This is a genomic window from Phocaeicola intestinalis, from assembly GCF_014837065.1.
In the GTDB taxonomy this organism is placed as follows: Bacteria; Bacteroidota; Bacteroidia; order Bacteroidales; family Bacteroidaceae; genus Phocaeicola; species Phocaeicola intestinalis.
In genome coordinates this window covers 1-729 of the sequence record NZ_JACSPP010000148.1, presented here as the reverse complement: position 1 = coordinate 729, position 729 = coordinate 1, and the positions used below count along the sequence as shown (strand labels likewise).

The window sequence follows — 729 nt, the reverse complement described above, 5'->3', positions numbered from 1 at the left end:
ATAAAAAAGCGGTTCTTTTGAGCCGCCTTTTTATTGTCCCTTTCAGAATAATTTTGTTTCTTTGCGTAAATCCAAAACTTGATGCACGATGAAGTACCCGATAGGAATCCAAAGCTTTGACCAGATTATAGGAGACGGCTATGTATATGTCGACAAGACCGGTTTGATTTACCGGTTAGTGAACGAGGGGAAAATCTATTTCCTGAGCCGCCCTCGCCGGTTCGGCAAGAGCTTGCTGGTCTCTACCTTGAAATGTTATTTTCAGGGGAGGAAAGAACTATTTAAAGGGCTTGCCATTGACAAGTTGGAAACCGATTGGGCGGAATACCCCGTGTTCCATATCGACTTTAATGTGGGAGACTTTACCCTGCCAGGCAATTTGGAAGCGAGAATAGAAGAGACCATGGCAGCCTGGGAAAAGCAGTATGGCAGGAGCGATACGGCGCAAACGACAGGCGCACGCTTTATCCATGTGCTGCATCAGGCACGCAAACGGTACGGCAGACGTTGCGTGGTATTGATAGACGAATACGATAAACCTATCCTTGACGTGCTGGATACGGGATATGCCACTACGGTAGACGGTGAAAGGCGTCTGCTGGAAGACCGTAACCGGGAAATATTGAAGAGTTTCTATTCGGTATTCAAAACCGCTGACGAGGACTTGCAGTTTGTGCTGTTGACGGGCGTGACCAAGTTCTCTCAGGTAAGTGTGTTCAGCGGGTTCAA

Annotated in this window: 1 protein-coding gene; it reads left to right on the top strand. The window is 47.5% G+C overall.

The genetic code is table 11. The annotated features are described in order from the left end of the window. Nucleotides 1-88: 88 nt before the first annotated feature. A partial coding sequence (locus tag H9625_RS17435; protein ID WP_191765599.1) for an ATP-binding protein occupies nucleotides 89-729 on the top strand: 641 nt, incomplete at its 3' end.